The 23391-nt window shown below is 72.5% G+C and carries 19 protein-coding genes and 1 pseudogene; 8 read left to right on the forward strand and 12 right to left on the reverse strand.

Going from position 1 to position 23391, the window contains the following annotated elements:
• Window positions 1-73: 73 nt before the first annotated feature.
• Window positions 74-655: a TetR/AcrR family transcriptional regulator gene (locus IPZ69_RS18700; protein ID WP_235455280.1), complete on the forward strand. Its 582-nt coding sequence runs from the start codon at window positions 74-76 to the stop codon at window positions 653-655.
• Window positions 656-835: 180 nt separating this feature from the next.
• Here the strand turns inward: IPZ69_RS18700 and IPZ69_RS18705 are convergent, their stop codons facing one another.
• The 6 genes from IPZ69_RS18705 to epsC form a co-directional block, all read right to left on the reverse strand.
• Complete coding sequence (locus tag IPZ69_RS18705) at window positions 836-1345, reverse strand: hypothetical protein (RefSeq protein WP_235455281.1); 510 nt, start codon at window positions 1343-1345, stop codon at window positions 836-838.
• 143 nt (window positions 1346-1488) lie between these two features.
• Window positions 1489-2211 carry a hypothetical protein gene (locus IPZ69_RS18710; protein WP_235455282.1) on the reverse strand — a complete coding sequence of 241 codons (723 nt, stop codon included), beginning with the start codon at window positions 2209-2211 and terminating at the stop codon, window positions 1489-1491.
• Between the two features lie 366 nt (window positions 2212-2577).
• Window positions 2578-3225 (reverse strand): vitamin K epoxide reductase family protein, encoded by a 648-nt coding sequence (locus tag IPZ69_RS18715; RefSeq protein WP_235455283.1) that lies wholly within the window; start codon window positions 3223-3225, stop codon window positions 2578-2580.
• 408 nt (window positions 3226-3633) lie between these two features.
• Complete coding sequence (locus IPZ69_RS18720; protein WP_235455284.1) at window positions 3634-4158, reverse strand: hypothetical protein; 525 nt, start codon at window positions 4156-4158, stop codon at window positions 3634-3636.
• A gap of 31 nt (window positions 4159-4189) precedes the next feature.
• Window positions 4190-5113, reverse strand: a complete 924-nt coding sequence (cysK, locus tag IPZ69_RS18725; protein WP_235455285.1) for a cysteine synthase A — start codon at window positions 5111-5113, stop codon at window positions 4190-4192.
• Window positions 5040-5741 (reverse strand): serine O-acetyltransferase EpsC, encoded by a 702-nt coding sequence (epsC, locus tag IPZ69_RS18730; RefSeq protein ID WP_235455286.1) that lies wholly within the window; start codon window positions 5739-5741, stop codon window positions 5040-5042. Before epsC ends, cysK begins: the two co-directional genes overlap by 74 nt.
• 495 nt (window positions 5742-6236) lie before the next feature.
• Between epsC and IPZ69_RS18735 the strand changes: the two genes are divergently transcribed.
• From IPZ69_RS18735 to IPZ69_RS18750, 4 genes are all read left to right on the forward strand, one after another.
• Entirely contained in the window at window positions 6237-7046 is an 810-nt protein-coding gene (locus tag IPZ69_RS18735; RefSeq protein ID WP_235455287.1) for a DUF2249 domain-containing protein, read from the forward strand.
• Window positions 7047-7205: 159 nt separating this feature from the next.
• Entirely contained in the window at window positions 7206-7514 is a 309-nt protein-coding gene (locus IPZ69_RS18740; protein ID WP_235455288.1) for a FeoA family protein, read from the forward strand.
• Window positions 7511-9460 carry a ferrous iron transporter B gene (gene feoB, locus IPZ69_RS18745; RefSeq protein WP_235455289.1) on the forward strand — a complete coding sequence of 650 codons (1950 nt, stop codon included), beginning with the start codon at window positions 7511-7513 and terminating at the stop codon, window positions 9458-9460. Before IPZ69_RS18740 ends, feoB begins: the two co-directional genes overlap by 4 nt.
• A 7-nt stretch (window positions 9461-9467) precedes the next feature.
• Complete coding sequence (locus tag IPZ69_RS18750; RefSeq protein WP_235455290.1) at window positions 9468-10010, forward strand: NifU family protein; 543 nt, start codon at window positions 9468-9470, stop codon at window positions 10008-10010.
• Between the two features lie 43 nt (window positions 10011-10053).
• Here the strand turns inward: IPZ69_RS18750 and IPZ69_RS18755 are convergent, their stop codons facing one another.
• The 6 genes and pseudogenes from IPZ69_RS18755 to IPZ69_RS18780 all read right to left on the reverse strand — a co-directional run bounded on the left by IPZ69_RS18755 (window position 10054) and on the right by IPZ69_RS18780 (window position 18486).
• The gene (locus tag IPZ69_RS18755) at window positions 10054-11367 is read right to left on the reverse strand and encodes a molybdopterin molybdotransferase MoeA (RefSeq protein WP_235455291.1); all 1314 of its coding nucleotides are present in this window, start codon (window positions 11365-11367) and stop codon (window positions 10054-10056) included.
• A 5-nt stretch (window positions 11368-11372) separates the two neighbouring features.
• Window positions 11373-11648, reverse strand: a pseudogene (locus tag IPZ69_RS18760) (DUF6457 domain-containing protein); the annotation flags it as partial.
• 38 nt (window positions 11649-11686) lie between these two features.
• Window positions 11687-12448 carry a respiratory nitrate reductase subunit gamma gene (gene narI, locus IPZ69_RS18765; protein ID WP_235455292.1) on the reverse strand — a complete coding sequence of 254 codons (762 nt, stop codon included), beginning with the start codon at window positions 12446-12448 and terminating at the stop codon, window positions 11687-11689.
• Complete coding sequence (narJ, locus tag IPZ69_RS18770; protein ID WP_235455293.1) at window positions 12445-13221, reverse strand: nitrate reductase molybdenum cofactor assembly chaperone; 777 nt, start codon at window positions 13219-13221, stop codon at window positions 12445-12447. Before narJ ends, narI begins: the two co-directional genes overlap by 4 nt.
• Window positions 13218-14786, reverse strand: a complete 1569-nt coding sequence (gene narH, locus IPZ69_RS18775) for a nitrate reductase subunit beta (RefSeq protein ID WP_235455294.1) — start codon at window positions 14784-14786, stop codon at window positions 13218-13220. Before narH ends, narJ begins: the two co-directional genes overlap by 4 nt.
• Before the next feature lies 1 nt (window position 14787).
• Window positions 14788-18486: a nitrate reductase subunit alpha gene (locus IPZ69_RS18780; RefSeq protein ID WP_235455295.1), complete on the reverse strand. Its 3699-nt coding sequence runs from the start codon at window positions 18484-18486 to the stop codon at window positions 14788-14790.
• 391 nt (window positions 18487-18877) lie between these two features.
• On the opposite strand from IPZ69_RS18780, the gene IPZ69_RS18785 reads away from it, so the two are divergent.
• Genes IPZ69_RS18785 through IPZ69_RS18795 form a run of 3 tightly spaced genes read left to right on the forward strand, consistent with a single transcriptional unit; the run spans window position 18878 to window position 23225 of the window.
• Entirely contained in the window at window positions 18878-20086 is a 1209-nt protein-coding gene (locus tag IPZ69_RS18785; protein ID WP_235455296.1) for a TIGR04053 family radical SAM/SPASM domain-containing protein, read from the forward strand.
• Window positions 20083-22779 carry a multicopper oxidase domain-containing protein gene (locus IPZ69_RS18790; RefSeq protein ID WP_235455297.1) on the forward strand — a complete coding sequence of 899 codons (2697 nt, stop codon included), beginning with the start codon at window positions 20083-20085 and terminating at the stop codon, window positions 22777-22779. The genes IPZ69_RS18785 and IPZ69_RS18790 overlap by 4 nt, the downstream gene beginning before the upstream one ends.
• Window positions 22776-23225: a hypothetical protein gene (locus IPZ69_RS18795; RefSeq protein WP_235455298.1), complete on the forward strand. Its 450-nt coding sequence runs from the start codon at window positions 22776-22778 to the stop codon at window positions 23223-23225. The genes IPZ69_RS18790 and IPZ69_RS18795 overlap by 4 nt, the downstream gene beginning before the upstream one ends.
• Window positions 23226-23391: the final 166 nt, after the last annotated feature.

A 23391-nucleotide genomic window follows, 5' to 3' on the forward strand; every position in this document is an offset into this window, starting at 1 on the left:
ATACGGACCCGAGGTCCGCTTAACGCCTCGAAGATACGGACCCAGGGTCCGTTTACTCAACTGGAGGAAGCCCGTGTCCGAGCGCAAGCCCCGTGCGGACGCCGCACGCAACCGCGAGGCCGTCCTCGCGGCCGCCGACCGGCTCTTCGCGAGCTGCGAGCGGCCCGAGCAGGTGACGATGGCCGACATCGCGACCGCCGCCGGCGTCGGCAAGGCGACCCTCTTCCGGGGCTTCACCGACCGCACCGGCCTGATCCGCGCGCTCTACGAGACCCGCCTCGAACCGATTCGCCACGCCGTCATGGACGGTCCGCCCCCACTCGGGCCCGACACCCCGGCGATGGAGCGTGTCCCCGCCCTGCTCGACGCCGTCCTGTGCTTCAAGCTCGACCACCGGCACCTTTCCCTGGCGCTGGAGGGGACGGGCAGCGACAGCCCGTACAGCGCGGAGCACTACGACTGGTGGCACGACACGCTTCACCGCGTACTGGAGCAGCTGCCCGGGTTCAAGGGCGCTGACTTCGCGGCGCACGCGCTGCTCGCGGCCGTACGCGCCGATCTCGTCGACCATCTGGTCGACCGGGGCATGTCCCGGGAGCACCTGCGGGCGGAGCTGGCCGCGTACACGGGCAGGATCCTGGGGGAGTTCGCCTGAGCGACTTCAGGGGCGGTGGGCCGTGAAGCCGCCGTTCACGGCCTGTGCCTTGAGGCGGGAGCCACGGAGTCGTCGGTCCCGGCCGGGCGGAAGGAGCCGTGAGCGAGAACGCCCGGCCGCCCCCTCGACGGAGTTGGGGCACCCCCGCTCGTGTCCGCGACGTGATCCTGCGGACCGGCCCTATGCCTTCTTGAGCCCGAACTCGGCGGACGCGATGGCGAAGACGTCACCCGCGTCGACGGCCGCCACGTCCAGGACGTCGGCGATGAGATCCGCGAAGTCCTGGGTGGCCTTCAGTTGGGTGTCGTGGATGGCGAACGACAGCTCCAGCGGCGCCACCTCAAGGGTGTTGACCAAGGAGTACTCGAAGGCCTGGACCCGCTGGGCGCTGTTGCCATTGCTGGTCTTGACCGCGAAGTCGACCCTGCCGTGGGGAATCGTCCCGCGGGGATGGGTCAACTCGATGAACGCTCCTTCGTCGTTCTCCAGTCGGATCCCGCCCGGGAAACTGGCCTCGCCGTTGCCGGTCGGGTTCACCTCCCCGCTGCCCATCGAGAACTTCACTCCCGGCAGCGGGCCGTTCAGCGGGGCGGCGGGTGCGATGGGGGAGACACTCACCCCTCGGTCTTCGAGCACGCCCCACACATGAGGGTCCAGTCGCATGCTCGCGGTACCTGTCGGCTTGCGCATGCTGACCTCCGTTCTCTTGCTCCGGATGGGGACACGCCCAGCGTCACACCACCCCACACGGCCCGCACCCAGTAGGGGGCCAGGTGGGTTTACTCCCTCCGATCACCCGCATGAGCCTGAGCTCGGCGCTCGGTTCGGCTCGCTCAACCCGGCGAAACCTGCGCGTCGGGTGCCAGCCGTAGCCCGGCCGCGGCGAGGAAATCGGCGAGTTCGATGTGGCCGCCGTCGGTCCCGTCGTCCCACTGCGTCCAGAGGCTGGACTCCTCGCCGTCCCATGTGTCGCAGTCCTCGCTCGGATGCTGCTCCACGCTTCCCTCCCCGTGCCGGTACCGCAGATAGAGGTACTGGCCACTGGTCGTCCACGCGTCCCACTGCGACGGGCATTCCCCGCAGGTCTGGACGACCCGGGCGAGAACCGTGTCCTCGTGCAGGTGGGCCTCGACAGGGCCCAGGTGCTGGTCGTGGGCGAGCAGGAGATCGTCGTCCAGGGCGAGCAGGCGGACGCTCCCGGTGGCGAACCGGAGAGTGAGGCCGGCCGGGAAATCGCCGTGGGCGTCCCGATACCGAATCTCCCGGGCGGAACGGATCGGCTCACCGAGGAATCGGGTCACCGGGACGTCCGGCGGGTCGTCGACGACCACGACGTCGCCGTACCGCTCCATGGAGTACGGCCCCGGGGGCCGGCCGGTCCGGAGGGACAGGCCGGTGCCGGGCGTGTGGAAGTGCACCGGGCCGAGTCCCTCCAGGTGGAGCCACAGGTGCAGCAGCGAAGGCTCGGCCTCGCCGGATACGTGCCAGGACGTGGTCACCCGCAGCAGCCGCTTGCTGACCAGGTTGCCGGCGAACAGCTGCTCATCGTCGGTCATCGCCCCCACCTACCCCACCACTTGGGCGGCAACGGGTCCGCCGGGGCCGAGGTCGGCTGATCCGGGTGCAGGCCCAGTCGCCGCAGGGTGTCCGCGCGGACGCGGACGACGATGGTGCCCCACGGACGCCCGTCGGGATGTTTCCCGCACAGGAGGTCGACCCAGATGTCCTGCTCCGTGAAGGGCCACCAGTCGATGCCCCGGTCGCGCAGTCAATCCGCCATCAGCCGCCCGGCCCTCGGGGAGCCGTCGACGTTCTCGTAGACGAACAGGGTGACCCGCTCGGAGTCGTCTGGATACATGCCTGGCATCTTGCCTCACGGTCACCGCGGGGGACACGGAATTATTCGGGGGGGGGCGGCTCGGTCACAGCAGGCTGCTCCAGTAGGACCAGAACCGGGTGAGGACGAGCATGACGATCACGCCGTACCAGGCGGCCAGCAGCAACCAGTGGGACTCCAGCACCAGGTTCAGGGTGCTGCGGCCCGCCGCCGGGACGGGGATGACGCCGTACTTGAGATTGTGCAGCGTGACGTACCAGAACAGCGCGATGGTGACGACCCAGACGACGGCGCAGTAGGGGCACAGCCGGTTGAGTTCGAACAGCGACTGCTGGATCAGCCAGTGCGTGAACACGATCCCGACGAGCGTCCCGGCGTTGAGGGCGAGCAGGAGTGTCCGGTGCAGGCGGGCTCCGGCGAGCACCGCCACGCCGAGCGCGGCGACGGCGGCGAAGGCGCCCAGGCCGAGCAGCATGTTGGGGAAGCCGAAGAGGTTGCCCTGCCAGCTGGCCATGGAGGTGTCGCAGCCGACGACCGGGCTGATGTTGCAACTCGGCCGGTAGCCCGGGTTCTTGAGCACGCGCCAGTCGTCGATGCTCAGACGGAGCGAGGCGAGCCAGCCGATGGTGCCGGTCAGCAGCAGGAGCCAGCCGATGCGTCTGCCGGTCCCTGCGGAGTGCGACGGCGTCATACGGGGCTGGGGGTACGGCGTTGGGTGGCGGACGGCGTCCACGGGTGATCGTTCTCCATGGTCGGGAACGTTAGGCGCTGCCCCGGTGCCGGGGCTGGGGCCGAACGTCCCTGGTCCCCCTGAGAGAAGGGACCGATGGGCGGTGTGAAGGGGGCCGTACGGCCCATGCCGTGCCGTCGGCGGCACGGGAGGCTGGTCCGCGACCGGCCGGGTGGCGACACGTACCGCCGCGTGGCGGCTGTGCGGCCTCGTCTTCTCCAATGCAAGGTCGTGCCCTGCGGCGCGCTCCCGGCCGGTCACCGTCCGGCCATCCGCTCTGCGTCCTGGACGGTCTTCCGCCACGTCCCCGGCGTCGGCCCGCACCGAGTGCTGGCCCGCCAGGTGCGCCGGCCGTGTCCGGGGCGTGGCGGACGCTCCCCGACCTGCTCGCGGTCCGTCAGCTGCGGTCCGTCAGCTGCGGTCCTTCAGTACGGGGAGCACCGCGGCGGCCCCGGTGGCGGCGTCGCCCCGGGGCGCGACGACGAGTGCCGCGCCCAGCCCTGTCAGCAGTGCGCCCAGGCCGGTGACCAGGGACGTCAGTTGCCAGGCCTGGTAGGCGGACATCAGCGAGGCACGCAACGTCTCGGCCATGAACGCGGTTTGGCGGAGTTTGGCGAGCTTCTCGTCGTTCCCGGCGGCGTGCAGTTCCGCGGTGATCTCGGAGTAGGTGCGGCCGTCGGTCGCGCGGGCCAGGTTCCCCTTGATCATGTCGGCGAAGGCCCGCGCCTCGGGCCCGGTCGCGAGGGGCCGGCCGGCGAACGGCGCCAGGTGGGCGGGCAGTCCGCGCTCGGGGAAAGTGATCTTCTGGGCCGCCAGTTCGGTGCGGATCTCGTTCCGGCCGCTGCGGCTGCGCCACAGCATCACGGGCCCGGCGGCCAGCAGCGCCGCGCCCATCGCCTTGAGCAGGGTGTCGGCTCCGCGGTTGGTGTGGGTCATGGGTGTTCTTCCTCGCTGGGTGTCGTTCCTACTAATCCTGGAAGAGCGGGGTGCTCAGGTAGCGCTCGCCCGTGTCGGGCAGGACCACGACGATCAGGGCGTCCTTGTGCCGCGGGTGGCGCGCCACGGTCGTGGCTGCGTGCAGCGCCGCGCCCCCGGAGACGCCGGCGAGGATGCCCTCGGTACGGGCGAGCCGGCGCGCCTGTGCGCGGGCTTCGGCGACGGCGACCCGGCACACGGCGTCGTAGACGAAGGTGTCGAGCACGTCCGGAACGAAGCCGGCGCCGAGGCCCTGGATGCCGTGGGGGCCGGGTGTGCCGCCGGAGAGTACGGCGGACTCGGCCGGTTCCACGGCCACCACGGTGACGGCCGGGTTCTTCCGCTTCAGCACCTGGCCGACTCCGGTGACGGTGCCACCGGTGCCGACACCGGCGACCAGCATGTCGACCTGTCCGTCGGTGTCCTGCCAGATCTCCTCGGCGGTGGTGCGCCGGTGGACCTCCGGATTGGCGGGGTTGGCGAACTGCTGAGGCATGAACCAGCCCTCGGCCGCGGCGAGTTCGGCGGCCCGGGCGACCGCTCCGGTCATGCCCTCGGCCGCCGGGGTGAGGACCAGATCGGCACCGTACGCGCGCAGCAGGGCCCGGCGTTCGACGCTCATGCTCTCGGGCATGGTGAAGGTGACGCGGTAGCCCTTGGCGGCGGCCACCATGGCCAGCCCGATGCCCGTGTTGCCGCTGGTCGGCTCGACGATGCCCTGTCCGGGCCGCAGGGCACCGGTGGCTTCGGCGTCCTCGACCATCGCCAGGGCGATGCGGTCCTTGACGCTGCCGCCCGGGTTGCCGGACTCCAGTTTGGCGACCAGGCGCGCCGGCAGGTCCTCACCGTACCGGGACAGCTCCACCAGGGGTGTCCGGCCGATGAGCGCCGTGATCGAGGGGTGTATGGCTGGCATGGCTGTCCTCTGGGGATCGTTCGGTCGCGGGAGACGGTGCGACGTGGGGTCTTTCGGCCGGGGACGGGGGTGCTGCCGGTGCCCGGTCCGCCGGGTCCGGGGCGGGGCGGGCGCGGGTGGTGACGTCCGGGGGACCGGCGCGGACGCCGGAGTGGGCGGGGACGTCGGTCAGGACGAGGGCGTGGGCGCCGATCACCGTGTCGTCGCCGACGCGGACGGGACCGAGTACGGTCGCGCCGACGCCGAGGACGACCCGGTCACCGATGGTGGGGTGCCGCTTGGCGGCCTTGCGGTCGCGCCACCAGCCGGTGCCGCCGAGCGTCACGCGGTGGTAGAGCATCACGTCGTCCCCCACCACCGCCGTCTCGCCGATCACCACGCCCATGCCGTGGTCGATGAAGCAGCGCCGGCCGATGACGGCTCCCGGATGGATCTCTATGCCGGTGACGGCACGGGAGAACTGGGACAGCGCCCGGGGCAGCAGCGGCACACCCGTGCGGTGCAGCCGGTGTGCGAGCCGGTGGAACCAGATGGCCCAGAGCCCCGGATACAGCAGGACCTCGGCCACGTGGATGCCGTGCAGTGCCGGATCCTTGCGGCAGGCCGTGCGCAGGTCTTCGACGATCATGCGGTGTCTCTCCGTGGACTCGGACGGTGGCTGGTTCGCCGACACCGCCGCCCTGACGACGGCGATCAGGGATGCCGTTCTTCATGGGTTCGAACCGTAAGGCAGCCGGGACGGGCGCAACCCGGCCGAAGTGCCCCTGTCGCGCGGCCGACCGGCCCTTGTCGCCGTGGGCCTTCGAGGACCAGTGGTCCAGGGTGCCGGACCCGCCCGGCCCAGGCGCCGCCGACGGGCGGCCGGGGATGCTCGACCGGGGATCGGAAGGGGAGGCGCCACGGAATACCGCGCCCGGTGCCGGCCGCGTCTTCTCGCATCACGCGGCGCCGCCGGGGCGGTGTCCTTCCCGTCCGGTCACCGTCCGGCCGCCTGCCAGGCCACCCAGGCGGCCGGTCCGTACGCCGTGCCGGCACCGCCCGCATCCAGGGCGTGTGCCGGCACCTGGCCCCTCACCGGCCCCGGTCGCACGCGACCGGTCAAGACCCGCTGGAGATATCGAAGATGAACACCGTCACTCTCGCGTCGACGCCCGACGAAGCCGCGGCCGCCACCGCCGCCGAGACGTACCACACCCGATTGGCCGGTGAGCTCGCCGGACGCGTCGCGATGCTGCGGCAGGCCGCCGAACGCGATCCCGGCGCCGCGGAGGACATCCGCACCGGCCTCGTCGACTTCTGCGAACGCGTGCTCCTGCCGTACTTCGCCGCCGAGGAGACGGTTCTCTACCCCGCCGCCCACCAGGTCACCGAGGCGCGGCTGCTCGCCGAGAGCCTGATCTCCGAACGCGGGGGCATCCTCGCCCTCGTCGGCGCGCTGCGCGCGGCGCCCACGGCGAGTGCCGCCGCGGCGGAGGCCCGCGCGCTGGAGGTGCTCTGCGGCGAGCACTTCGCCAAGGACAACGACCTCGTGCTGCCCCTGCTCGCCGGACAGCCGGGCCTCTCCCTGTCCGCCGTGGTCGCCGGCCTGCGGGAACTGTGCGGGCCTGACCTGGACGCCGGCGACGGCGGGACCGTACCGGAGGAGGACGGCGAGCGAGCCGGCGGCTGCGGCGGGGTCTGTGGCTGTGGTGGCGGCGGGGACGAGCCGGAGGTTCCCGAACTGGACGTCCGGTCGGTCCCGCACGCGCTGCGGCACGCCACGGTCTTCGGCGCGCTGGACTCGGTCCGGGTCGGCGGAGGGATCGTCCTGGTCGCGCACCATGACCCGCTGCCGCTGCTGGCGCAGATCGAACAGCGTTCGCCCGGCAGGTTCTTCGTGGAGTACACGGAGCGGGGTCCGGAGGTCTGGCGGCTCGTCATCACCCACCGCTGAAGGCGCCGAACGGGCCCCTCGCTCCCGGGTGATGGGGCCGTACGGCCCGCCGGTTGGGGCGGAAGGGCCCCAGAAAGCCGGGAGTCAGTGAGGTTAGCCTCGCCTTACTGAACAGGGCAGTTGGCCGGCTCGTCCCGGCTCGGCGTGGTGGAGGCAGGAATGCGCAGCGGTGGCATGGACTTCGAGCGGGGAGCCGGTCCGGCGCCGGCGATACTCTCCGCCGACCGGATACGGTCCCTGGCCGATCTGCCGCCCGGAGCCCGGGCCACCGTGGTCGAGGTCCTTCCGGTCCGGTCGACCGCGGTGGCCCGGCGTCTGGGCGACCTCGGCTTCACCCCCGGAGCGGCGGTGGAGGTCGTACGCCGGGCACCGCTGCGCGATCCGGTCGTCTACCGGGTCAAGGACTACGAGGTGTGCCTGCGCCGCACCGAGGCCGCCTGTGTGCGGACGGTCGGGGCGGACCGGTGACCGCGGGCTGTCACGGCGTCGACGAGGCGGGCGGGCTCCTGACCGAGGAGCCACGGATCGCCCTGGTCGGCAGCCCCAACTCGGGCAAGACCAGCATCTTCAACGGACTGACCGGCCTGAACGCCAAGACCGGCAACTACCCCGGAGTGACCGTCTCCCGGTTCGTCGGCACCTGCCGCACCGGGGGACGCGCATGCGTGGTCGAGGACCTGCCCGGCACCTACAGCCTGGCCCCGATCAGCCCGGACGAACAGATCACGGTCGACGTCCTGGACGGACGGCTGGACCACGCCACCCGCCCCGACGCGCTGCTCGTCGTGGTGGACGCCACCACACTCCGGCGGTCCCTGGGACTGGTCGCACAGGTGCTGGCGCGCGGCCTGCCCACCTGCGTGGTCGTCACGTTCATGGACGAGCTGACCCGCCGTCAAGGGAGCCTGGACATCGACGCGTTCGCCCAGGCCCTCGGCGTGCCGGTGGTTCCGGTGATCGGCCACCGCGGGCACGGCCTGGGCCGGCTGCGCGAGCGACTCGCCGCATGGCAGGCCTGGACGTCCCCGCCGCTCACCCCGCCCGCCGAGCCGGGTGAACGGGACGCCTGGGCGGAGTCGGTGCTCGCCTTCGCCGGGTACCGGGCCCCCGAACTGCACCGGATCACCCGGCGCGTCGACGCCGTACTGCTGCATCCGCTCTGGGGCACGGTCGTGTTCTTCGCGGTGATGATGCTGTTCTTCCAGACCGTGTTCACCCTCGCCGCCCCGCTCCAGGGCGGTGTCGACACCTTCTTCGGATGGCTGTCCGGCCTGGTCACCGACCACGTCGACAACCGCTGGCTGTCCGGGCTGCTCGGCGACGCCCTCATCGGCGGCGTCGGCGGCGTGCTGGTGTTCGTCCCCCAGATCCTGCTGCTGTTCCTGCTCCTCGCACTGCTCGAGGGTGTCGGCTACATGTCGCGGGCCGCCTTCCTCATGGACCGGGTGATGGCCCGCGCCGGGCTGGAGGGCCGCGCCTTCGTGGCCCTGCTGTCGTCGTTCGCCTGCGCCATCCCCGGCATCATGGCCACCCGCACCCTGCCCTCGGCCAAGGACCGCCTGGCGACCATGATGGCCGCCCCACTCGTGACCTGCTCGGCGCGGCTGCCGGTCTACGTCCTGCTCATCGGCATGCTCGTCGACCCGTCCGCACACGTCGGCCCGTTCGGCGCGCAGGGCCTGATCATGTTCGGCCTGTATCTGCTCGGCGCGGTCTCCGCGATGCTCGCCGCCTGGGTGTTCAAGAAGATCGGGGACCTGCGCGGCCCGCTCGTGCCGTTCTACATGGAGATGCCGCCCTACCGGCTGCCCGCGCCGCGCTCGGTGCTGATCGCGATGGGTTCCTCCGCACAGGCCTTCCTGCGCAAGTGCTCCACCGTCATCGTGGCCACCAGCATCGGGCTGTGGCTGCTGCTGAACCTGCCCCTGCACTCGGTGGCGCAGATGCGCGCCGAGGGCGTCGACACCGCGAACCCCACCGCCGTGTCCGCGTACACCGTCGACCACAGCTACGCCGCCGATCTCGGCCGCCTGGTCGGCCCCGTCTTCGACCCGCTCGGCTTCGACTGGCGCATCAACGTCGGTGTGATGTCGGCCCAGGCGGCCCGGGAGACCTTCGTCGCCACCCTCGGGCAGGTCGCCGCCGCCGAGGACTCCGAGCACCCGAAGGAGGCGCTGCGGGCCATGACGTACTCCGACGGGCCGCGTGCCGGGCAGCGCGTCTTCACCGCGCCGACCATCGCCGCGCTGCTGGTCTACTTCGCCTACGCGCTGCAGTGCATGGCCACCGTCGCGGTCATGCGGCGCGAGACCGGCAGCTGGAAGTGGCCGGCCATCGCCTTCACCTATCTGACCGGGCTGGCCTGGATCATGGCGTATTCGGCGGCCACGGCCACCGCCGCGCTGGGCGGGTGAGACACGGATGATTCCGCTTCACCCGCAGCAAGTCCTCGACCGTCCGGCGCAGTTGCGCTGGATCCTGCCCGCCGGTGCGCTGCGCTGCACCGGCGCGCTGGACGCGGTCCCCGCACCGCTGGCCGCACTCCTCGCGGACGGCACCCTGGCCCGCGTCACGGCCGAGCCCGCCGCGCTCGTCACCGAGCTCGCCCCCGACCGCTCCTGGCCCCAGGAGGGCGCCCGGGTCCGTACCGCGATCCATGCCGCCCTCGACGACCGCGCGGGATGGATCCCGGCCGACGGAGACCACGGCGCGGACGACGACGCGCTGTTGTACCGCGCTGCGCGAGAACTCCTCGACGGCACGGTCGGGCGGTTCGCCGGTTCCCACGGCGGCGCCATCGAACTGGTCGGCGTACGCGACGGCATCGTCACCGTGCGGCTCGGCGGCGCCTGCCACGGCTGCCCGGCCTCCTGGATCACCCTGCACCAGCGCCTGGAACAGCAACTGCGCCGCCGCTGCCCGGGACTGGTGGCCGTACGCGCACGAGGACCGCTCGGCACTTGAGCCGAGCGGTCCTCGCCGTCTTCCGAGAGTCTGCCGGGATCGATCAGTACCCCACGCCTGCCGCTCCGGGCGTTCCCCAGCCCATGGCCAGCACGGTGGTCCGCGTGCCGGCGCGAACCCCTCCCGGCGGAACGACCGCCATGCCGGAGGCGCCGGCCAGCCCGCGCAGCATCGCCGGGCCGTGGAAGCGCAGCGGTACGGCTCGTGACCTGTCGTCCAGGGCCACCGGCACCAGACGGGTGTCGGACGGACGGCCGGGCACGTCGGAGGCCACCGCGGCCGTCACCGGCGCCTGGGCGGCTCGGCCGCTCAGCGTGCGCAGCAGGGGTTCGACGAGGGTGAGCACGCCGGAGACGGCGGCCAGCGGATTGCCCGGGAGCCCCACCAGGTGCCCGCCGGCCGGCAGTTCGGCCAGCAGCATGGGATGACCGGGGCGCACCGCGACGCCGTCGACCAGCAGCCCGGCGCCGATCCTTCGCAGCACGGGATGGACGAAGTCCGCGGGACCGGCGGCCGTCCCTCCCGTCGTGACGACGAGGTCCGCGCTCGTTCCGGTGACCGTCTCCAGCAAGGCGTCCGCGTCGTCCACGATCCGTCGTACGGCGGTCACCTCCGCGCCCAGCATGCCCAGCCACGGCGGCAGGAGCGGGCCGAGCGCGTCCCGGACCCGGCCGCCCGAGGGCAGACCGCGCTCCAGCAACTCGTCGCCGAGCACGAGGACGTCCACCCGGGGACGCCTGACGACGCACAACGCGTCGTACCCGGCGGCGGCCGCCAGCCCGAGCACCGCCGGGGTGACCGGCGCCCCGGCACCGAGCAGGGCCTCGCCCGCCCGGCACTCCTGGGCGCGCGGCCGGATGTCCCGGCCGGGTTCGGGCACCTCGTGCGCGGCATGCAGGAAGGAGCCTTCCACGTGGCCGTGTTCCCGGCGCAGGACGGCGCTCGCCCCGGGCGGCAGCGGGGCGCCGGTCGCGATCTGTACGGCACGGCCGTCCAAGAGCCGCTCGCCGGGCGACTGCCCGGCCAGCAGGCGGCCGGACAGCTGCCAGGGCCCGGGACCGGCCACCGCCCAGCCGTCCATCGCCGAGGTGTCGAACGACGGAAGGTCGGTCAGCGCGCACAGCGGCTCGGCCAGCACCTGGCCGAGCGCCTCGGCCAGGGACAGACGCACGGCGGGCAGCGCCACCGCGGCGCCGCCCGCCGTGCGATGTGCCTCGAACCAGTCCGTACGACCGTGCCCGTGCCCGTGACCGTGTGTGGACGCGGACGCGGACGCGGTGCTCGGGGAGTCGGGAACGCGCGGACATTCCTCCTGCCACGGCTCGCGGTCGAGAGTGAGGGATGCGGGTCCGTTCATGGTGCTCAGCCGAGGGTGGCCGGGCCGTGATCGGTCTCATCGCCCCAGCGCGCCGCCAGTTCCGTGGCCCGACGGGCGGCCACGGCCACGGCCTGCGGGCCGCCGCCCTCCAGGCCCGCCGCGTAACCCACCAGGAAGGCGGTCAGCGGCGCGGCGGGCCGGGCGATGCCGTGCGCGGTGTCGCGCGCGAGATCGAGGAGGACGGCCCGGTCGACCTCCAGGTCGATGCCCAGCTCTTCCTTCACCGCGTCGATCCATGTGTCCATCGTGTGCTCCCGCTCCGTACTCGGTACTGCCCGAGGGGCTGTGTGGGCCTGGCTCATGCCGCTCGCCGGGCGCTGCGCCGTGCCCTGGCCGGCGCCACCGGGGTGTTCGTGCGGCGGCGGTAGACCAGGTACGGGCGGGCCAGGTAGCCGATGGGCACGCTCCACACATGCACGAGGCGGGTGAACGGCCAGGCCGCGAAGAGCAGGCAGGCGGTCAGGGCGTGCAGCTGGAACAGCAGCGGGGCGCCGGTGATCGCCTCCGGCTGGGGCTGCAGGGTGAAGATGCCGCGGAACCAGACGGAGATGGTCTCCCGGTAGTCGTAGCCCGGCCCGAAGACGTTGTGCGCGGCGGTCGCGGTGATGCCCAGCAGCACCGTGGCGGACAGCAGCGGGAAGAGGAACTTGTCGCTGCGGTCGGTGCCGAGGCGGATCCGGCGGGTCAGCAGTCGCCGGGCGCACAGCATGCCCAGCCCGGTGACCATGGCGACGCCCGCCACCGAGCCGGCCCACACGGCCGTGGTGTGGTACTGGTGCTCGCTGATGCCCGCGGCCTCGGTCCAGGAGGCGGGGACCGCCAGGCCCACCACGTGTCCGCCGATGACCATGAACGCGCCCAGGTGGAACAGCGGGCTGCCCCAGCGCAGCCAGCGGTGTTCGAGGAGCTGGCTGGTGCGGGAGGTCCAGCCGAACTGGTCCTGCCGGTAGCGCCAGATGTGCCCGACGGTGAACACGGCCAGGCAGATGTAGGGGAACGCGACCCACAGCAGCAGGTCGGCGCCGCTGGTGGTGGTGGCGAGGGAGGCGGCGGTGCTCATCGGAGGCCTTCCGGGGAGGACAGGGGCGGCATGAGGGTCGGCGGGGCCTGCTCGGGCGGCACGAAGGTGCCGGGCGGGGCGAACTCCCCGCTGCCGTACGGGTCGAGGCCGACGTCCTCGTTGGGCGGCCCCTGGGCGGCCAGCTCGGCCACGGCCTTCAGGTCTGCCTCGGTGGCCGGCGGCAGGAGGCTGAGCAGGGCGGCCAGGACGTGCCGGTAGGGGGACTTCGTGTCGGTCAGCGCCCGGTGGATCAGCTCCAGCCCGCGCCGGTGCTGGCGCAGCGGCGCCTCGCCGGGGCCCGGCCCGCAGAGCGCGGCGAACTCCAGGGCGACCGGGAGGTGGTCGGGCAGTTCCCCGCCGTCCGTGTCCCAGCCGGCGGCGCGGTAGCGCTGGGCCAGGGCGAGCAGGGCCATGCCGCGGCGGCGGGTGTCACCGTGCAGGTAGTAGGTGAGGTAGAGGCTGCTCTTGCGGCGCAGGTCGAACGTCTCGACGTAGTGCTGCTCCAGCGCGTCGGACTCCTGCGCGGTCGACCAGGCGGTGAAGGCGGCCAGTTCGGTGGCGGCCGGCGAGGGGTCCAGCGCCGCCACGGTGGCTTCGACGACCGGGCGGGCGGCGACGAGTTCGGCGTCCGGGTACTGCAGCAGCAGGGACATCAGCCGCAGCAGCAGGGCACGGTCCTCCGCCTCGCGCGGGGTGAGCGGGGCCCGGCGGCGGGTGGCCGCGCGGATACGGGTGCGCACGATCTCGGGGACGGTGGCGGGCAGCGGGCTCACGGGTGGCCTCCGGCGGGAGCGTCGGGGTTGCGGCGGCGCAGGGTGGGGATGCCGAGCATCACGCGGCGGCCGTCGGTGGGCTGGGGATCGCCGGAGGACTCCACCGGGCAGCGGTTCTCCATCGCGGACAGGGCGGCCGCGTCCTCCTTGTGCGCTGCGGGGATGACGTACCGGTCCTGGTACTTGGCGACGGCGAGCAGCCGGTGCATGTCCTCCGCCTCGCGGGCCGTCAGGCCCACGGCCTTCAGCGCGCTCTCGTCGCCCGGCTCGCCGAGGATGCGTTCGCGCATGTACGAGCGCAGCGCCGTGAGCTTCATCAGCACGCCCGCGACGACGTCGGCGTCCCCGGCCGTGAACAGCTCGGCCAGGTACTCCAGCGGGATGCGCAGCTGGGTGACCGCGGCGAAGACATGGTCGGGGTCGTCCTGGTTGCCGCCCGCCGCGTCGACCGCGTCGAGGACGGGGGAGAGCGGGGGCACGTACCAGACCATGGGCATGGTGCGGTACTCCGGGTGCAGCGGCAGCGCCACCTTGTACGTCATCACCAGGTCGTACACGGGGGAGCGGCGGGCGGCGTCCAGCCAGTCCTCGGGGATGCCGGATCTGCGTGCCGCGGCGATCACTTCGGGGTCGGACGGGTCGAGGAAGACGCCGCGCTGGGCGTCCAGCAGGTCCTTCTCGTCCGGCGTGGCGGCGGCCTCGCCGACGCGGTCGGCGTCGTACAGCAGCAGGCCCAGGTAGCGCAGCCGACCGACGCAGGTCTCGGAGCAGATGGTGGGCTGACCGGCCTCGATGCGCGGGAAGCAGAAGGTGCACTTCTCGGCCTTGCCGGTGACGTGGTTGACGTACACCTTCTTGTACGGGCACGCGGTCACGCACATCCGCCAGCCGCGGCAGCGGTCCTGGTCGACCAGGACGATGCCGTCCTCCACCCGCTTGTACATCGCGCCCGAGGGGCAGGCCGAGACGCAGGCAGGGTTGAGGCAGTGCTCGCACAGCCGGGGCAGGTGGAAGAGAAAGGTCTGCTCGAACTCGAACTTCACCTTCTCCGCCCACTCGCCGGAGAGGTTGGGGTCCGCGCCGGCGTGCTCGGGCGCGCCGCCCAGGCTGTCCTCCCAGTTGGCGCCCCAGGTGATGTCGGTGGGCTTGCCGGTGAGGACCGAGCGGGGGCGGGCGACGGGCATGTCCGGCCCGGCCGGGGCGCTGACCAGGTTGTCGTAGTCGTAGGTGACCGGCTCGTAGTAGTCCTCGATGGACGGCAGGTCGGGGTTGGAGAACAACGAGAGCAGCCGCTTGACCCGGCCGCCCGAGCGCAGCACCAGCCGGCCGCGCTTGTCGAGCATCCAGCCGCCCTTCCACTGCTCCTGGTCCTCGTAGCGGCGGGGGTAGCCGACGCCGGGCTTGGTCTCGACGTTGTTGAACCAGGCGTACTCGACGCCGGTGCGGTTGGTCCACGTCTGCTTGCAGGTGACCGAGCAGGTGTGGCAGCCGATGCACTTGTCGAGGTTCATCACCATCGCGACCTGGGCCATGACGCGTCCGATGGTGGCTCCGTCACGGGGCATGTCAGTACTCCACATCCTGCGAGCGACGGCGGATGACCGTGACCTCGTCGCGCTGGTTTCCGGTCGGGCCGTAGTAGTTGAAGGCGTAGGTGAACTGCGCGTAGCCGCCCGCGAGATGGGTGGGCTTGAGCAGCAGCCGGGTCAGGGAGTTGTGGATGCCACCGCGCCTGCCGCTGACCTCGGTCTTCGGCACGTTCACGTTGCGGTCCTGGGCGTGGTACATGTACACCGTGCCCTCGGGCATGCGGTGGGTGACCACGGCCCGGGCGGCGACCACGCCGTTGCGGTTGTACGCCTCGATCCACTCGTTGTCCTTGACGCCGATCTTCTCGGCATCGCCGGTGGACATCCAGATCACGGGGCCGCCGCGGGACAGGGCGAGCATGTGGGCGTTGTCCTGGTAGTTCGAGTGGATGGACCACTTGGAGTGCGGGGTCAGATAGCGGACCGTGACCTCGGCCCGGCCGTCCTCGCGCAGGTGCTCGTCGCCGTAGTGCCGGGGCGTGTTCAACGGCGGCCGGTAGACCGGCAGTTGCTCACCCAGCTCGGCCATCCAGTCGTGCTGGACGAAGAAGTGCTGGCGTCCGGTGAGGGTGTGCCAGGGCTTCTTGTGCTCGACGTTGATGACGAACGGCGAGTAGCGGCGGCCGCCGGTCTCCGAACCCGACCACTCGTACGACGTGATCACCGCGCGCGGCTGGGTGCGGGTGTCGGCGAAGGTGATCCGCTCCGCCTCACGCTCGGCGGCGAGTTCCACCAGGCCCTCGCTGCCCGTCTGCCGCTCCAGTTCGCGGAAGCCCTCCGTGGCGAGCCGTCCGTTGGTCGTGCCGGACAGGGCCAGGATGGCCTCGCACATGTGGCTGGCGGTGGCCAGGGCGGGGCGGCCCGCGGCGATCCCGTCGCGCACGGTGCCGTTGCGGTGGCGCAGCTCCTCGATCTCCTGGTCCGGGTGGACGGTGACGCCCTTGGTGGTCGTGCCCAGCTTGTCCAGCAGGGGGCCGACCGCGCGCATCTTCTGGGCGATCGCCGCGTAGTCCCGCTCGATCACGACCAGCTTCGGCATGGTGCGTCCCGGCACCGGCTCGCACTCGCCCGCCTTCCAGTCCCGTACGACACCGCCGGGCTGGGCGAGTTCGTCCGGTGTGTCGTGCAGCAGCGGCACGGCGAGGACGTCGGTGCGGGTGCCGAGGTGGTCGGCGGCGAGCTCGCTGAACTTGTCGGCGATGGTGAGGAACGTGTCGTAGTCGGTGCGCGCCTGCCAGGGCGGGGCGATGGCCGGCGTGAAGGCGTGCACGAAGGGGTGCATGTCCGTGCTGGACAGGTCGTCCTTCTCGTACCAGGTCGCGGCCGGGAGGACGACGTCGGCGAGCAGGCCGGTGGAGGTCATCCGGAAGTCCACCGCGACCATCAGGTCCAACTTGCCCTCGGGGGCCTCCTCGCGCCACACCACCTCCTTCGGGCGGGCCTCGGGCGGAGTCTCCGTGGAGCGGACCGCCGCGTCCGTGCCCAGCAGGTGGCGCAGGAAGTACTCGTTGCCCTTGCCGGACGAGCCCAGCAGGTTCGCCCGCCACACGGTCAGGACACGCGGGAAGTTGGCCGGGTCGTCGGGGTCCTCTGCGGCGAACCGCAGCCGTCCGGACTTCAGTTCCTCGACGATGTGCTCGCCGACCTCGCGTCCCTGCGACCTCGCCTCGTCCGTGAGATCCAGCGGGTTGCGGTTGAAGCCGGGGTGACCGGGCGTCCAGCCCAGGCGTATCGCCTGCGCGAGGCAGTCGGCGAAGCCCTTGCCCTTGAACCGGCCCTCACCGAGCGGCGAGGCCAACTCGTCCGGCCCGAAGGCCTCGTAGCGCCACTGGTCGGAGTTGAGGTACCAGTACGAGGTGCCCGCCATGTGCCGGGTGGGCCGCTGCCAGTCGAAGGCGAACGACAGGTGCTGCTGCCCGGTGACCGGACGGACCTTCTCCTGGCCGACGTAGTGCGCCCAGCCGCCGCCGTTCACGCCCTGGCAGCCGGTCATCGTCGTCAGGGCCAGGAAGGCCCGGTAGATCGTGTCGGAGTGGAACCAGTGGTTGGTCCCCGCACCCAGGGCGATCATGGAACGGCCGTTGGTGCGCTCGGCGTTGCGGGCGAACTCCCGGGCGATCCGGGCCGCCTGCTCGGCCGGCACCGAGGTGATCGTCTCCTGCCAGGCCGGGGTGTACGGCTGGTCCGCGTCGTCGTACGAGGACGGCCAGCTGCCCGGCAGACCCGGCCGCCGCACCCCGTACTGGGCGAGCATCAGGTCGAACACCGTGGTGACGAGGCGGCCGCCGATCCGGCGCACCGGCACCCCGCGCACCATGAACGAACCGCCCTCGGTGGCGCCCTCGTCGAAGCGCGGCAGGGCCACGGCGACCGCGTCCCCGGCCTCCGCCAGCAGGCTCAGCGCGGGCACGGTGTCGTCCAGGTCGAGGTTCCAGCGGCCCTTGCCCTCCTCGCCCCAGCGGAAGCCGAGCGAGCCGTTCGGCACGACCGGCTCGCCGCTCGCGCTGTCCACCAGGACGGTCTTGGACTCCGCGTGCTCGCTCGTGTCGCCGAGGTCGGCGGCCGTCAGGAACCCGTCCGGCACGTGGCCGCCGTCCCGCTCGCGCAGCGTGACCAGGAACGGGGCGTCGGTGAACTTCCGCAAGTAGTCCTGGAAGTAGGGCACTTGGCGGTCGACGAGGAACTCGCGCAGGATCACGTGGCCCATCGCCATGGCCAGCGCCCCGTCCGTGCCCGGGTGCGGGGCCAGCCACTCGTCGGCGAACTTCACGTTGTCCGCGTAGTCGGGGCTGACCGCGATGACCTTGGTGCCGTTGTAGCGGGTCTCGGTCAGGAAGTGCGCGTCGGGCGTGCGGGTCACCGGGATGTTGGAGCCCCACATGATCAGATAGCCCGCGTTCCACCAGTCCGCGGACTCCGGTACGTCCGTCTGGTCGCCGAAGACCTGCGGCGAGGCGACCGGCAGGTCGGCGTACCAGTCGTAGAACGACAGCAGCGTGCCGCCGATCAGCGACATGAACCGGGCGCCGGCCGCGAAGGACGCCATGGACATCGCCGGGATCGGCGAGAAGCCCGCCACCCGGTCCGGGCCGTACGCCCGGACGGTGTGCACATGGGCGGCGGCGACCAGCTCGGCCACCTCGTCCCAGTCGGCGCGCACCAGGCCGCCCTTGCCGCGGGCCCGCTTGTACGCGCGCGCCTTCGCCGGGTCGCCGGTGATCTCCGCCCAGGCCGCCACCGGGTCGCCGAGCCGGCGCCGGGCCTCGCGCCACAGCTTCAGCAGCGTGCCCCGTACGTACGGGTAGCGGACCCGGCTGGGCGAGTAGGTGTACCAGGAGAAGGAGGCACCCCGCGGGCAGCCGCGCGGCTCGTACTCCGGGCAGTCGGTGCCGATCGACGGGTAGTCGGTGGCCTGGTGCTCCCACGTGATGATGCCGTCCTTGACGTACACCATCCACGAGCAGGAACCGGTGCAGTTCACGCCATGGGTGGAGCGCACCACCTTGTCGTGCGACCAGCGGTCCCGGTAGAAGCTCTCCCATTGCGGGTCGCCCTCACCGAACACGGCGCGACCGTCCGCCGACACCTCACGGCGCGTGAGCAGCCGCCGGGCCGCCAGCGGCCAGCCCTCTCCGGCGCGCGGCTTGGCGGGGCGGGCGTTCTCGTCTTTCTCCATGGTTGCGAACGCTAAGCGCCGCGCGTGCCCCGGCACCTGGGCCGAACGGCCCTGTCACCGGGTCTGACCGACCCGAGAAATCCGGCCGGGCCGGGGACCCACGGCCCGCGGCGCAGGGACCGGTGGCACAGGCGTCGCCGGCCGGCTCCCGGACATGCTGGCGTCGACCGAACCGGAGGTTTGACGTGTACGACCGCATCGGGCGCTCGCCCGGACAGTTCCCCCCGACAGTGCCGTGGCGGGCGGGGCGTACCCAACGGTCCGGTCGCCGGCCGGCCGCCCACCGCGACTGCCACCGCGGCGGGGCGGCCGGAACCGGACGCCGCGCGAGCGGCCGCCCGGCGGCGGGGCGAGCCGGCCTGTGCGTGAACGGCCGCCCGGAGGCAGGGCGATGAGCGCCGCCCGTGTGGTGCGTCGGCAGCATCAGGACGCGGCCGACAGGCCCTTCATCGTCATCTGGGAGAGCACCCGGGCCTGCCCGCTGGCCTGTCTGCACTGCCGTGCCGAGGCCGTACCCGACCGCGACCCGCGCGAACTGGACACCGCCGCCGCCCAGGACCTCATGCGTCAGGTGGCCGCCTTCGGGCATCCCGCCCCGCTGTTCGTGATCACCGGCGGAGACCCCTTCCAGCGCCCCGACCTGCTGGACCTGATCCGGTACGGACGGGAGATCGGGCTGCCGGTCGCCGTCTCGCCCTCCGGCACCCCGACCCTCACCCCGGACCGGCTCCGGGCCGTGCACGAGGCGGGCGCCAAAGGCCTCTCCCTGAGCCTGGACGGCTCCACGGCCGCCCTGCACGACGGCTTCCGCGGCGTCGACGGTGTCTACGGCTGGACGCTCGACGCCTGGGACACCGCACGCGCCCTCGGCATGAAGGTGCAGATCAACACCACGGTCACCCGGCACAACCTGCACGACCTGCCCGACATCGTCCGGCTGGTCCGCGAGCACGGAGCGATGCTGTGGAGCGCCTTCTTCCTGGTGCCCACCGGCCGTGGCCGGGCGCTCGGCGCCCTGACCGCCGCCGAGACCGAGGACGTCCTCAACTTCGTGTACGACGTCGGGCTGAGCGTGCCCGCCAAGACCACCGAGGCCCACCACTTCCGCCGGGTCGCCCTGCAACGCCGGATCCTGGCGGACACCGGCGGCGACCCGGTGGCCGTCCTCGGGCTCGGCCCGCTCTACCTGCGGCTGCGCGAGCGCGCCGCCGAACTCGGGCTCGACGCGGGCGAGCGGCGCACCCGCCGGCCTCCGCTGGACGTCAACGCCGGCCGCGGTTTCGTCTTCGTCTCGCACACCGGCACCGTCCATCCCAGCGGCTTCCTGCCCCTGGGCGCGGGCAGCGTGCGGGAGACGCCGCTGACCGGGATCTACCGGAACTCCGACCTGTTCACCGGCCTGCGGGACGCCGACCGGCTCGGCGGGCGGTGCGGTGGCTGCGAGTTCCGCCGCGTGTGCGGCGGATCGCGTTCCCGCGCGTACGGCGTCACCGGCGACCCCTACGCGGAGGAACCCTGGTGCGGCTACCGCCCCGGGTCCTTCCCCTACCAGCGGGAGCTGGCCGAGCTCCTGCCCGACACCCCCGGCGGAACGGCATGATCACCATCGGGCGCGGACCCGCGCAGGCCGACGGCCCCCACGGACCCGCCAAGTACCCCAGCAGATTCAGGGAGTCCGGGCTGCGGGTGCGCCACATGCGCGCCCACGTGGTCGTCGCCGCGTGGTTCGGGCTGGCCCTGCTGGCGGCCACCGCCCAGCACTCGCTCCCCGTGGCCCGCTGGCTGGCGATCCACATGTTCCTGCTGGGCGGCGCGACCACCGCCATCCTCATCTGGAGCGAGCACTTCGCCGTCGCACTGCTGCACGCGAGGATCCCCGACGAACGCTGGAGCGACGCCCGCCTCGCGGGAGCCAACGCGGCCGTCACCGGCATCCTCGTCGGCGTGTTGGCCGACCTGCCCGTGCTGACCGGCGTCGGCGGCGTGCTGCTGGTCGCCGTCGCCACCGCACACCTGGTGGTGCTGATACGGATGGGCCGGGGCGCCCTCGGCGGCCGGCTGAAGCCGGTCGTCGGCTACTACCGCGTCGCGACCGCTGCCCTGATCGCCGGGGCCGTGCTCGGCGGGCTGCTGGCCACCGGCCACGCGGGCGCCACCCACTACGCCGGGCTGCGCCTGGCCCACATCCACGCCACGATGCTCGGCTGGATCGGACTCCCGGTCGTGGGGACCCTGTTCATGCTGTGGCCCACCGTGCTCGGCGTACGGATGAAGGACATCACCACCCGGGTGTCGCGCTGGGTGCTGTGGCTCACCGGCGGCGGGCTGACGCTGGCCGCCGTCGCACTCGCCCTGGAGTGGCGCTGGCCGGCCGCGGCCGGCCTCGCCGTGTACGCGGCCGGGGTCGCCCTCGCGGCGGGGCTGTTCGTCCGTACCGTACGCGGCAATCGGCCCGTCTCCGCGGCGGCGGCCTGGATGCTGGCGGCGGCCACGTGCTGGCTGCTGATCTGCGTGGCGGTCGATCTGGTGATGCTGGCCGCCCGGTCGGTCCCGGGGGTCCAGACGGTGCTGGAGGACCTGGTGCCGGTGCTGCTCGTCGGCTTCGTCGCCCAGGTCCTGATCGGCGCGCTGACCTATCTGCTGCCCGTGGTGCTCAGCCGCGGCCCCAAGGACCGGGCGGTCGTACGGGCGGTGCTGGAGCGGGGATGGCTGCCGCGCCTGGTGGCGCTCAACCTCGGCGTGGCGCTGCCGGTGCTTCCGTTGCCCGGGCCCTGTGCCGTCGTGGGCATGGGCCTGGTCGGCGCCTCGGCGGCCGCGTTCCTGGTCCTCGTCGGACTCGTGCTGGCCCACAGCCGTCGCGCCGTTGATCAGGAGCAGGCCGCGGCGGGCTCCGGACCGGGGCAGTCGCCGGCTCCCGGCTCCCGGCGGCCCGCGCTGCTGGGCACCGCGGCCGGGGTGGTGCTGACCGTGCTGGCCGTGCTGGTGGCGAACGGCGGCTGGGACACCGGTGGTTCGACCGACACGGCCGGCGGCGGCTCGGGGCCGTCCGCCGGGTCCCGTACCGTCGATGTGTCCATCTCGGGCATGAGCCTGAGCCCGAACCGCATCGTGGTCGTCAAGGGCACCTCGCTGCGACTGAAGGTCACCAACAAGGACGCCCAGCGCCACGACCTCAAGTCCGAGAACGGCCCGGCGACCCCGCTGCTGTCCCACGGCCAGAGCCACGTCCTCGACATCGGGAAGGTCACCGACGACCTGAAGGTGTGGTGCACCGTGCCCGGCCACCGTGCCGCCGGAATGCGGATGGACATCGTCGTGAAGTCCGGCACGGGCGCGGCCGCCGACCGGAGCACCCCGTCCTCCGGTTCCGGCATGGACATGGACCACGGCGGGCACTCCATGGACTCCGCCGACAGCGGCGGACTCGACCTCGCCAAGGCCTTCTCGCCCGGCTGGAAACCCCGCTCGGCCGACCTGCCGGCCGCCGGCAGCGCGACGGTACACAAGGTCGAACTGCACGCCGCCCACCGCACCGTCGAGGTCGCGCCCGGCGTCCGGCAGCAGATGTGGACGTTCGGCGGCACCGCCCCGGGCCCCACCCTGCACGGCAGGATCGGTGACGTCTTCGAGATCACGCTCGTCAACGACGACACCGGCATGGGCCACGGCATCGACTTCCACGCCGGAGCCCTCGCCCCCGACCGGCCCATGCGGACCATCGACCCGGGGGAGCGACTGGTCTACCGGTTCCGCGCCGAACGGGCCGGAGCCTGGCTGTACCACTGCAGCACGGCGCCCATGCTCCAGCACATGGGCAACGGCATGTACGGCGCCGTCGTCATCGACCCGCCCGGACTGCCCGAGGTGGACCACGAGTACGCCCTGGTCTCCTCCGAGCTGTATCTCGGCACACCCGGCAGCACGGCACAGGTCGACAAGATGCGCCATGACACCCCGGACGCCTGGGTGTTCAACGGCATCGCCGCCCAATACGCCAAGGCGCCCCTGAAGTTGAAGGCCGGGGAGCGGGCCCGCTTCTGGGTCGTCGCCGCCGGACCCAGCGACGGGATCGCCTTCCACATCGTCGGCACCGTCTTCGACACGGTCTACAAGGAGGGCGCGTACCTGCTGACGCCGAAACAGCCGGGTGGGTCCCAGGTGCTCGATCTCTCCGCGGCCCAGGGCGGTTTCGTCGAGACCACGTTCGCCGGGGCCGGCCACTACTCCTTCGTCGACCACGACATGCGCCATGCCGAAGCCGGCGCGCACGGCATGGTCGAGGTGACGCCGTGACGGGCGCCGTCGGCCTGTGGAGCCTGGTGCGTTTCATCCATGTCATCGGCGCGGTGGTGTGGGTGGGCGGCCAACTGGCCCTGTCCCTCGTGGTGTTGCCGCTGGGCCGTCGACTGCTCGACACGGAGGCCTTCGCCGGCTTCGCGGCGGCGGCCGGCCGCCGCTTCGGAATCCTGACCGGCGCGGTGTTCCTGCCGCTGCAACTGGGCACGGGCTGGGCCCTCGCCTGGCACAAGGGCGTCACCTGGGCGTCCCTCGCCGAGCCCGGCTACGGGCGCGTCCTCGCGGCCAAGTTGGCGCTGTTCGTCGCGGTGATGCTGGCGGCGGCCGCACACGGCTGGGCCCATGCCAAGGGCCGGGCGGAACTGGCCCGCGCCCTGGCGGTCGTCTCCCTCGTCGGCTCGATCGGGGTCGTACTGCTGGCCACCGCGTTGCCCGCCACCTGACCAGCCCAGGAAGGCATCCCGGGGCGACCGTGCCGAAGGCGGCGACGGTCGCCTCGTGCTTTCCCCACCCGAGTGCGGACCGGAGGGCCACCGGGCCCCGAAACGGCCTCGGGGGCGTGGCCCGCTCGGCGGGCCGACAGGGACTGATGGCCCACCCCTCGCGGGC

This window comes from Streptomyces olivochromogenes (assembly GCF_021538895.1).
In the GTDB taxonomy this organism is placed as follows: domain Bacteria; phylum Actinomycetota; class Actinomycetes; order Streptomycetales; family Streptomycetaceae; genus Streptomyces; species Streptomyces olivochromogenes_A.

Coding starts and splice junctions, on each gene's coding strand:
- IPZ69_RS18750 (WP_235455290.1), top strand. CDS start 9,468: ATGATTCCGCTTCACCCGCAGCAAGTCCTCGACCGTCCGGCGCAGTTG.
- narI (WP_235455292.1), bottom strand. CDS start 12,448: ATGAGCACCGCCGCCTCCCTCGCCACCACCACCAGCGGCGCCGACCTG.
- IPZ69_RS18755 (WP_235455291.1), bottom strand. CDS start 11,367: ATGAACGGACCCGCATCCCTCACTCTCGACCGCGAGCCGTGGCAGGAG.
- IPZ69_RS18720 (WP_235455284.1), bottom strand. CDS start 4,158: ATGACCCACACCAACCGCGGAGCCGACACCCTGCTCAAGGCGATGGGC.
- cysK (WP_235455285.1), bottom strand. CDS start 5,113: ATGCCAGCCATACACCCCTCGATCACGGCGCTCATCGGCCGGACACCC.
- IPZ69_RS18740 (WP_235455288.1), top strand. CDS start 7,206: ATGCGCAGCGGTGGCATGGACTTCGAGCGGGGAGCCGGTCCGGCGCCG.
- IPZ69_RS18710 (WP_235455282.1), bottom strand. CDS start 2,211: ATGACCGACGATGAGCAGCTGTTCGCCGGCAACCTGGTCAGCAAGCGG.
- IPZ69_RS18780 (WP_235455295.1), bottom strand. CDS start 18,486: ATGGAGAAAGACGAGAACGCCCGCCCCGCCAAGCCGCGCGCCGGAGAG.
- epsC (WP_235455286.1), bottom strand. CDS start 5,741: ATGATCGTCGAAGACCTGCGCACGGCCTGCCGCAAGGATCCGGCACTG.
- IPZ69_RS18735 (WP_235455287.1), top strand. CDS start 6,237: ATGAACACCGTCACTCTCGCGTCGACGCCCGACGAAGCCGCGGCCGCC.
- IPZ69_RS18785 (WP_235455296.1), top strand. CDS start 18,878: ATGAGCGCCGCCCGTGTGGTGCGTCGGCAGCATCAGGACGCGGCCGAC.
- IPZ69_RS18790 (WP_235455297.1), top strand. CDS start 20,083: ATGATCACCATCGGGCGCGGACCCGCGCAGGCCGACGGCCCCCACGGA.
- IPZ69_RS18705 (WP_235455281.1), bottom strand. CDS start 1,345: ATGCGCAAGCCGACAGGTACCGCGAGCATGCGACTGGACCCTCATGTG.
- narH (WP_235455294.1), bottom strand. CDS start 14,786: ATGCCCCGTGACGGAGCCACCATCGGACGCGTCATGGCCCAGGTCGCG.